Below are 9384 nucleotides of genomic sequence, written 5' to 3' on the forward strand. Positions count from 1 at the left end.
TTGGGCTTCAATGATATGCCCCATGGTGCGTGACAGGTCAGGCGCCAGATGTTCGCGGCCAATGCGTTCAGCGGCAATAACGTATGCGAGGGTTGCGACCAGGATGATGCCTGAACAAACCAGTACCATGGCGAGCATCGATTTCTGTCGCGCCAACATCATATGAATCGGCTTCCTTTTCTGCGCATTACCATGCTGCCTCCAGGGCAGAAATTGATTGGTACAGACTTTCTGTCAGCGGTGCATTCAGTCCATTTTTCCTTGCATGCTGCAGTAAGTACCCACAGATATAAGGTAACTCAGTTCGGCGCTGATGCAATACATCCTGAAAGGTTGACGATTGATTCTGAGCCGTTGCTTCAGCCACTTTTGCTGCCTGTTGCTGAATATCGAAACCGGTTTTCCAGTTCAGTTCTTTAAATAGCGTCGCTACTTCAATACTGAGGGCGTTGAAGTCGCTACGCTTTTCTGAACTGGTCAGCAGTTCACCATTACGACAGCGATAGTGTGCAGTCAGTGGATTGATGATGGCATTGATGGCCAGCTTCTCGTGCAGGACCTGTTTTATATCGGTGGCCAACTTCATGGCGGGTGGGAGTTGAGCCGCTCCAATGTCTCCTGACAGCTGCCAGCGTCCTGCCACTGTCTGCCCCTTGCCAGCGTAGATAACGGTTCCGTTATCCGCCTTGTAGGCGCCTTCTGTGGATGAGGCTATCCAGAGTTCAGCGTTGATTCCATTCTGTTCCAACCACGCAGAGGCTTCTTCCTGCTGACCCATTCCGTTCTGAAGCAGAAGAATCCGGGAAGTGTTTTTAAGGTGATCTTTAAGATCACTTAAAATCTCTAATGTTGCAGCTGCCTTGGTTGTAACAATCAGCCAGTCGGCCTCTTCGCCACGCCAGAGGGGAGCGGAAAACGTGTCGACCTTGGGAGGGGTATCTGAGGCGCTGGCGGATGTTTGTAAAGAGAACTCTGTCTGTTGCTGGCGGTTGTGCGTAAAGAGCGCCTCAAAGCGACAGTGCCATGCTATCAGGGTGCCCAGAGCACCAAGACCCGCGACTACAATACGCTGGCGCTCGGTGGAACTCTGGGGAGGATGAATCTCAATATTCGTCATAATCCGATTATATGACTACTGATTCACAACGTCCTTACTTTCTGGCTTGTCGGCGTCTTCCGCAGTGTCAGCGGGGGTAATGGAACCGTTTTCTTCGCTGTCGGCGGAGGCATCATCAGTCGGAGTATCAGCGGGAAGTTGGTTTTGTGGAGACGCACTGGGTGAATCCGCAGGCGACCAGAGCGCACTCAGTTTATCGAGAAGCGACTGGGGGTGATCTGCGGGAATCCCTCGCAACCAAAACGGAATGGTGCCTTCATCTTCGTCCAGCAGCTCAGCAATGGTTTCATTGCTGAGCTGGCGTTTTTCCAGTAACCAGGCGACCAACGGCATCAGGCGCTGGTACTGTCGTCTGAACGATGAGTCCTGCAATGATTCCAGTGTAATCCCAAAGCGGCCGGCGATGAGTTGCAGGGCGTCGTCCCTCAGTCGCTTCAGTTCATTTGCGCTGCGTCCGGGTTGATTCATTTCAGCGCGTGCCTGCTGTTTCTCAGCCAATGCGGGGCGACCAAACAGAAGAAATTCCGGGTGGTTGCTTTCATTGAGATTGAGCTGCGTCACGTGCGGTGTATTCATAAGTGACTCGTAGCGCAGCGAGCGATTGTGCCGGGTCTGACAGACCTGATTGAGCATGCGTCCACAGTCGATCCAGGCTGGAGGGTTCAGTGAGCGATAGTGATGATCACTGCTCCACGAATACATGCTGGCGTCGGGCACCAGGCTTCTGCTGACAGGTAGCTGGTGTAGGGTAATGATGAGATCAGCGAGACACGCCTGCTCGTCAACGAGAACCGGACTGACCTCTTCTGAAATGACTGCCTTGTGGGCCTCCCAGAGGCGTTCATGTTGGTCGGTGAATTCATCTCGGATGTCATCGATTATGCCGGGCCAGTCACGCTGACAGTCAAGTACGCAATGAATCTCGTGATCAAAGAATACGTAGGCGAGAAGTGTAGAGCCCTCGACATTACTCAGCAGCTTGGCGGCATAGTCGTACTCGAAGACAGAACGGAATATCGCTTGCTGTCGGGCTCCGGTCAGCCGGAAGTAATAGATTCCCGGGCCATGCAAAGTTTTCTGACGATTATCCATGCGTTGCTCTCAATATGCCTGTTCAGCGACCTGGACTATTCAATGCCTCGAATAGTGGTGCAGATATGCTCTAAGACTAGTGCGTTTAGCAACTTTCGCCAGTCTCCGGGAGGGGCCCTCCTTTGCAATATCTCAGACGGCGCGGTATATATGGCGACATTTACAGGAGACCCGATATGCCATCGTTTGACGTAGTATCAGAAGTAGATAAGCACGAAGCACAGAATGCCGTTGATCAGGCGAACCGCGAACTGAGTACCCGTTTCGATTTTCGTGGTGTCAGTGCCAGCTTTGAGCTGAAGGATTTTGTCGTCACTATGATCGCTGATAACAATACTCAGCTTGATCAGATGAAGTCTATGCTGATCAGCGCCATGATTAAGCGCTCTATCAAAGCGAACTGCCTCGAATTTTCTGATCCTCAGGGAACTGGGAAACAGGTGAAAATTCTGGCAACCATGCGTCAGGGGATCGATAAAGATCTGGGCCGGAAGATAGCTAAGCTGATTAAAGACAGCAAGATTAAGGTTCAGGCCAGTATCCAGGGCGATACCGTGCGGGTGCAGGGTAAGAAACGCGATGATCTGCAACAGGTTATGGCGATGCTTCGTGGCGAAGAATCTATCGATATGCCACTGGCATTCAAGAACTTTAAAGACTGATATTTATGAGCGGGATGCCGCTGACGCAGCTGCTACGTGAACCTCGTCTGCGGATGATCTTTTTATTAGGCATCTGCAGTGGTTTTCCCTGGGTTCTGATTGGCTCGGCAATGACTGGCTGGCTGACCGATGCAGGTTTGTCCCGTACCAGCATCGGGCTGTTTGGTTCTATTTTCTTCGTATACGCCATTAATTTTCTTTGGGCGCCGCTCGTCGATGGTTTTCAGCTGCCTGTTTTCAGGCGTTTAGGTGACCGCAAATCCTGGATTGTATTTCTGTTGCTGGTAATGACACTGGCATGTTGGGGCATCAGTCAGATTTCTCCGCAGGCCAGCATGGTCTGGCTGAGCATATTGGCCATGACGATTGCACTGGCATCAGCGACCTGTGACATCGCTATTGATGGATTCAGGGTAGACAGTTTCGATCCAGAAGCTGAAGAGGCACTTATTCCCTATGCCGCGGCGTTCGCTACCAGCGGCTGGTGGACGGGATACAGCCTGCTTGGTGCGGCGGCGTTTTATATGAAAGGCCTGTCGTCGATGGACTGGGCCGATGTGTTTTTCTATCTGGCTATGTTTTGTCTCTTCATTACCGCACTGGTGATGGTATTAGTAGAGCGCGATAACCGCCGTCGCGAAAAACTTGAGAGTCGTGTTGCTGGTCTGAGTCTGCGTGCTCAGCTGCAGTTTACGCTGATTGAGCCTTTCAGAGCCTTGCTTCGCCGTTATGGCAGCACGATTGTACTTTTACTGCTCTCTTTTTTGTTTACGTTCAAAATGGGCGAGGCATTTCTTGGCCGTATGTCGATTACTTTCTATAAGGAAATCGGTTTTACAGACGCCCAGATTGCAACTTATTCCAAGATGGTAACCTGGTGGGTAACCATCGTATTCAGTCTGATCGGTGCGTATTTTAATCAGAAACTGGGGATCTTCAGGGGCCTGTTGATCGGTGGTCTGGCGATGGCCGGAACCAATCTCCTGTTTGCCTGGATTGCTGTCACCGGGCCTCTGGAGAGTCTCTATCTGTTTGCTGTGATTGCGGATGGATTTACCAGCGCGTTTGCGACGGTTGTGTTGGTGAGCTTTGTTACTCTGCTGACTGACCGGGTATTTTCAGCGACTCAGTACGCTTTGCTGGCATCGATCGCGAATTTTGGCAGGACGACGGTGTCCGGTGCCAGTGGTTATGTTGTTGATTACCTCAACGGTGACTGGGCGACCTTCTTTGTATTAACTACCCTGATGGTCTTACCGAGTCTGGTGATTCTCTGGTGGTTGATTCGTCTGTTGCAGGCCCGCAACTTCTTGTCCCGTGATTAAAAGCGTAGCACTTAGTGGAAGTCGTGCGACTGTACTTTCAGCCGCTCCAGTGAACCACTCAGATCGAGTAGCCGGTATGCAATCATGTGGGTAATGCCGCTTTCGGGGTCTTGCTCAACTTTGCCGTATACCTGTAATAACCGTGCATGAATCAAAGTATCCAGCTGACGTTTTGCCGTAGCCAGCCAGACCACAATATTCGAGCAACCGGTTTCATCTTCGAGCGTAATAAAGGTCACGCCTGCTGAGGTTCCGGGGCGTTGGCGACACGTGACAATACCGCTGATATAGCTTTCGTCTCCGTGTTTCAGTTGTTTTAAACCTTCTGCTGTCACACTGTTCCCTAATAGGCCCAGTTCACGCAGAACTTCCATTGGATGGCGCCCTAAAGTCACGCCCAGGCTCTGATAATCTTCCAGTAGATTATCGACTTCATCTGGCGCTGCCAGCTCCCAGTCTGTGGCTTGTGAAAGGTTCTCAATAAGGTCGGGTTGATAAGATGCCGCAGCGGGTTCAGCGGCTTGCCAGCGTGCATGGTAACGATGCTCACTGAGAGCACCGAATGCACCTGAAGAAGCCAGCGCCTCACGCTCTTTACGACTGAGCTGAGCAGCCTGGGTGCAGTCAGAAATGCTTTTGTATCCCGTCTCGGGGCGGGCTGCTAACACTCGCACCGCTGCCTCTTGGTTCATTCCTTTTACCAGACGAAGGCCAAGTCTGACTGAGCCATCAGGGAGTGCTTCGTGGTCCCAGTGGCTGTGATTAACATCGACCGGATAAACCATAACCTTATGATGCCGCGCATCATTGATCAGCTGAGCTGGGCTATAAAACCCCATAGGTTGGCTATTGAGTAGGGCCGCCAGAAATACGCCAGGGTGATGACATTTCAGCCAGGCAGTCAGATACACCAACAAGGCAAAACTGGCGGCATGAGATTCCGGAAAACCGTATTCACCAAAGCCTTCGAGTTGGCGCTGAATTCTCTCTATGTAGGCTTCTGAAAATCCATTTTGAAGCATGTTTTCACGCAGACGATTTTGTAGCCTGTGCATGTGGCCTTTCTTTCGCCAACTGGCCATAGAGCGTCTTAATTGATCGGCTTCAGAGGCAGTAAAGTCTGCGGCGACCATGGCAAAGGCAATGACTTGTTCCTGAAATAATGGCACTCCATGGGTGCGTTCAAGGATAGGTCTGAGTTCAGGCAGAGGATAATCTGCGGCTTCCTGACCGTTACGCCGCTTTAAATAAGGGTGCACCATATCACCATGAATGGGGCCCGGCCGTACGATCGAAACCTGGACCACCAGGTCGTAATAACAAGCTGGTTTCAGGCGTGGCAGCATATTCATCTGAGCACGACTCTCGACCTGAAAGACCCCCACGGAATCTGCTTTCTGCAGCATTTTATACGTCGCCGGGTCTTCACGCGGAATGTCACTGATCTGCATTTCTAAATGATTCAGGCTACGACGTATCGCTGTCATCATGCCCAGGCCAAGAATATCCACTTTCATCAGACCAAGCGTTTCCAGATCGTCTTTATCCCACTGAATCACCGTGCGCTCTTTCATGCTGGCATTTTCGACCGGAACTAATTCATGCAGACAACCTTCGGCAATAACAAAGCCACCAACATGCTGTGACAGGTGGCGAGGAAAACCCAGAATCTCTTGAGTCAGTGAACGAAGACGTTGCGTTAAAGGGCTTTGATCGGAGTCTGGATAGACATGATCCATCCATTCGTGACCGTGATAGCGGCCAGCGTAGCGGGCAACAATACGGTCCTGCTCTGCAGTATTGACTCCCAGTGCTTTTGCGACATCACGCAAAGCACTACGCGGACGGTAACGGATGACAGTAGCTGCGAGTGCAGCACGCTCGCGCCCGTATTTCTGATATATGTACTGAATAACTTCTTCACGTCGCTGGCTTTCAAAATCAATATCAATATCTGGCGGTTCGTGGCGCTCTTCTGAAATAAAGCGTTCAAAAAGTAGTTGTACCTCTTGCGGATTTACTTCGGTCAGAAATAAACAATAACAGACCACGGAATTGGCCGCGGAACCACGTCCCTGACACATGATATTTTTTGAGCGGGCGAACTGGACGATATCGTAGAGGGTGACAAAGTAATGCTCGTATTCTTTCTGTGCGATCAGGCGAAGCTCTTTATCGATGGTTTGTTGGATATGAGCAGGGGTACCTTCAGGAAAGCGGATTGTCTGGCCTTTTTCTACCAGAGTTTTGAGATATTCCCGGGCGCACAGACCATCAGGAACTGAATCTGTGGGGTAAAGATAGGAAATTTCATCAAGATTAAATGTGCATTTATTAGCGACGCTGACGCTTTCCTGTAGCCAATGTTCAGGATAAAGATGTGATAATTTTTTAAGTGACCGTAAGTGACGCTCGGCATTTGCATATAAGTGATGCTTTATCTGCTGAACTGGCTGGTTCATACGTATAGCTGTCAGGCAGTCCTGTAAGCTGTGCCGTGACGGGTGGTGCATATGTACATTGCTCGCTGCGACAACAGGCAGGTCGAGGGTATCTGCCCAGCGGGCGATATCGATATAGTGATGGGCATCAAATTCATCCAGCGTCCGCTCTCCCAATAGCCACAGACGTTGATGAAAATGTCGGATTAATGCTGCGTACTCAGAGAGTATCTCTTGTTCAGCTGGCTGCCAGAGCAACAGACAATGTTGCAAATCAGTGAGCTGTGCGGGCGTAAACGTATAATGCCCTTTTTCTGCCTGACGCCGGCATTGAGTAATCAGTGTTGAGAGTTCAGCGTACGCTTTGCGCCCGGTAACGAGCACAATATAGAGGCCACTGGCGTGACGAAATTCGCTACCAATAATCAGCTTCAGTGACAGATTTTCTTCTTTAATGGCCCGGTGGGCGCACACAACGCCTGCGAAAGAGCATTCATCGGTCAGAGCCAATGCCTGATAGCCAAGATCAGCGGCTTGCTGGACTAATTCTTCGGGATGAGAAGCGCCCCGAAGAAAGGTAAAGTTACTCAGACAGTGAAGCTCAGCATATGGCGTAGTCACGGAGTGTCAGCCTATGAAAAATAGCCATGCAGAAACCAACGTTTCTGGTCATCCCTGAATACCCAGAGCAATTGTTCATCCTGCATAACCTGATAATAATCCCGGCGCGTCATCCGGTTATCCCACCAGCCGCTGGTTATGCGCAGAGGGCCTTGGATAATGTCTGCGGGAGGCGGGTAGGGAACTGGCTCAGGCAGCAACCAGATAGGCCAGTCTCCGGTTCGGCTCAGGCTGTCTGTTACGCTTTCATCTGCGGGCTGTGCTTGCCACGAAGCTTCTGGTCGCGGATCTCCAGTGCTTTGCAGTACCGACACCTGGGTGGCTGATAGCCTGGCTTGTAAGCGGTTAATCAGACTGCCTGACAGAGGCGTCTGGTCGTCTATAGCAAGGCATGATGCCTGCTCATGCTGTCTTGAAGTGAACTGGGTGACACTAAGCTGAAGCTCAGTGACCGGGGCCCGCAGAGACTGCTTATCCAATTGATAACGGCACAATTGTAACAACTCCTCATAGCGGTATTCATGGTTGGCAAAGCTGAATAGCCAGCGGGTTTCCGGAGGTTCTCTGTGTAACAGACGTAAGGCCAGCCAGCGGACTGAAAGCTGATGGTGGTGGAGAAATCCACAGAGGCTGTCGAGCAGACGAGCCAATGGAAAAAATAGCCCATTTCTGTGCTCGGCATCATGACTGAATATGACTTTCTCAGAAAATTTTAACGGCGGAGTAAAAAGAGTGGAGGGCGGCTTTTGTTGCCCGTGCAGTTGCTGCAGTTGTTGCATCAACTGCGGACAGATACGACGACCAGTTTCTGCGAGTGGCAGTTGTAATAACTCTCCCAGATGCTGAATACCCAGTCGCTGTAATGCCAGCAGCTGTGCATCGTTGAGATGCAACTTATCCAAAGGAAGTGTCTGTAGCGCATGCTGTTGTTGTGCGGTATTCAGAGAGAGTGTCTGTACATCAGCGAGTGCCTGCCAGCGCGCAGAAACAGGCGTCAGGCCTAAGCCATATTGCAGTGGCCACTGATGCTGCTGACAGCCGTCTTTGAGCGTGTTAACGAAGGCTTCAATGCCACCAAACAGCCTCAGCATGCTTCCTGCTTCGAGCCATAAGCCGTCCGCTGGGTCGGGAAATATCTGTGCAGAGTAGCGATATGCCCACAATGCCCTTTGTTGCAGTAACTGCTCTGCGTATTCCTGGTTCAGGGTATGACAGACAACTTCCGGACACAGAAACAACGCACTGGCGAGGGGCATGTCTGGGCGAATTCCACATTGCTTTGCAGCCGCTGATACCTGAACGACCCGCTGCTGATCCTGAGTAATCACAATAACCGGGCTGTGATAATCATGGACCAGACTGTGCAGGTACATATCCGGAAAGTAGAGATAGAGCCAGGCGTTCATGGGCTTAACCTGTTCGGGTTGCGCTGTTCAGTGACAGTGAAAAGGCATTACCCGGCCAGCGTCCCCGACGTTTAATAAAGCGCAGGTTTGCCTGTTCTGCTGAGATTCGTGTGACCTGAAGCCTCAATGGTGCGGCTGAAGCGCTGTTCTGGTGTCTGGCGTCGGGCCATAGCCAGCAGAAGTTCTTACTTGCTTCGCAGGCCAGTTGAATCCTGCGAATGCTGTTAGGGTCCGATTCAGGCAGCCATCCCATGACGGCGCTGCAGTGACCAGACCGAAGCCCTTCTTCGACGCACCAGAGTGCTTCTTTGCGATCTTTGGGGTGCACCATCAACAGTCGTCGGGTATCTATTCCTGCCATTGTCAGGGCTGGCGCGTAGGGAATAGCAGGAGGAGCTACCATCATGATCCACTGCTGTTGATGACTTAATGTCGCCAGCACGGGTAGCAGAATGTGCATATCACCGCAGCCGTACCTATGAGGGTAAATCTCGCAGACCTGGCCAGCTTGCCAGCCCCCTTGTGGGAGTTCACGGTTCAGCTGCTGATACCCAGAGGAGATGACGCTGGCACTGCTACAAGGTTGCTGAGCCGCCTGCCATACCAGTCCTTTGTTCAGAGCCTGGTCGAGAGGGTAACTCAGACCGGATGACGAATGTGATTGTGTCGCTGGCATACCTCTCTCCTTTATGTGTTTTTATATACAGTACTGTATATAAA

General features: G+C 51.2%; 7 protein-coding genes. 2 read left to right on the forward strand and 5 right to left on the reverse strand.

The window, feature by feature from the left end; all coding sequences use genetic code 11:
- Positions 1-187: 187 nt before the first annotated feature.
- Complete coding sequence (locus B2067_RS01155; protein WP_301387221.1) at positions 188-1117, reverse strand: ketopantoate reductase family protein; 930 nt, start codon at positions 1115-1117, stop codon at positions 188-190.
- A 15-nt stretch (positions 1118-1132) separates the two neighbouring features.
- Entirely contained in the window at positions 1133-2209 is a 1077-nt protein-coding gene (locus tag B2067_RS01160) for a hypothetical protein (protein WP_301387222.1), read from the reverse strand.
- A gap of 176 nt (positions 2210-2385) precedes the next feature.
- On the opposite strand from B2067_RS01160, the gene B2067_RS01165 reads away from it, so the two are divergent.
- Both B2067_RS01165 and B2067_RS01170 read left to right on the forward strand, forming a co-directional pair.
- Positions 2386-2871 (forward strand): YajQ family cyclic di-GMP-binding protein, encoded by a 486-nt coding sequence (locus B2067_RS01165; RefSeq protein ID WP_076515141.1) that lies wholly within the window; start codon positions 2386-2388, stop codon positions 2869-2871.
- Between the two features lie 5 nt (positions 2872-2876).
- Entirely contained in the window at positions 2877-4196 is a 1320-nt protein-coding gene (locus tag B2067_RS01170; RefSeq protein ID WP_076515140.1) for an MFS transporter, read from the forward strand.
- 11 nt (positions 4197-4207) lie between these two features.
- Here the strand turns inward: B2067_RS01170 and B2067_RS01175 are convergent, their stop codons facing one another.
- The 3 genes from B2067_RS01175 to imuA are packed head-to-tail and all read right to left on the reverse strand — an operon-like array spanning position 4208 to position 9340.
- Positions 4208-7258 carry an error-prone DNA polymerase gene (locus B2067_RS01175; protein WP_301387223.1) on the reverse strand — a complete coding sequence of 1017 codons (3051 nt, stop codon included), beginning with the start codon at positions 7256-7258 and terminating at the stop codon, positions 4208-4210.
- Between the two features lie 11 nt (positions 7259-7269).
- Entirely contained in the window at positions 7270-8664 is a 1395-nt protein-coding gene (locus B2067_RS01180) for a Y-family DNA polymerase (protein WP_301387224.1), read from the reverse strand.
- Between the two features lie 4 nt (positions 8665-8668).
- Entirely contained in the window at positions 8669-9340 is a 672-nt protein-coding gene (gene imuA / locus B2067_RS01185; protein ID WP_076515137.1) for a translesion DNA synthesis-associated protein ImuA, read from the reverse strand.
- Between the last annotated feature and the right edge of the window lie 44 nt (positions 9341-9384).

Origin of the sequence: Thalassolituus sp. UBA2590 (assembly GCF_002339775.1) — a bacterium.
In the GTDB taxonomy this organism is placed as follows: Bacteria; Pseudomonadota; Gammaproteobacteria; order Pseudomonadales; family Oceanobacteraceae; genus Thalassolituus.

What these genes read in the sequence shown, in the direction of transcription:
- imuA (WP_076515137.1), bottom strand. Translation starts at nt 9,340, where the DNA reads ATGCCAGCGACACAATCACATTCGTCATCCGGTCTGAGTTACCCTCTC.
- B2067_RS01155 (WP_301387221.1), bottom strand. Translation starts at nt 1,117, where the DNA reads ATGACGAATATTGAGATTCATCCTCCCCAGAGTTCCACCGAGCGCCAG.
- B2067_RS01170 (WP_076515140.1), top strand. Translation starts at nt 2,877, where the DNA reads ATGAGCGGGATGCCGCTGACGCAGCTGCTACGTGAACCTCGTCTGCGG.
- B2067_RS01180 (WP_301387224.1), bottom strand. Translation starts at nt 8,664, where the DNA reads ATGAACGCCTGGCTCTATCTCTACTTTCCGGATATGTACCTGCACAGT.
- B2067_RS01165 (WP_076515141.1), top strand. Translation starts at nt 2,386, where the DNA reads ATGCCATCGTTTGACGTAGTATCAGAAGTAGATAAGCACGAAGCACAG.
- B2067_RS01160 (WP_301387222.1), bottom strand. Translation starts at nt 2,209, where the DNA reads ATGGATAATCGTCAGAAAACTTTGCATGGCCCGGGAATCTATTACTTC.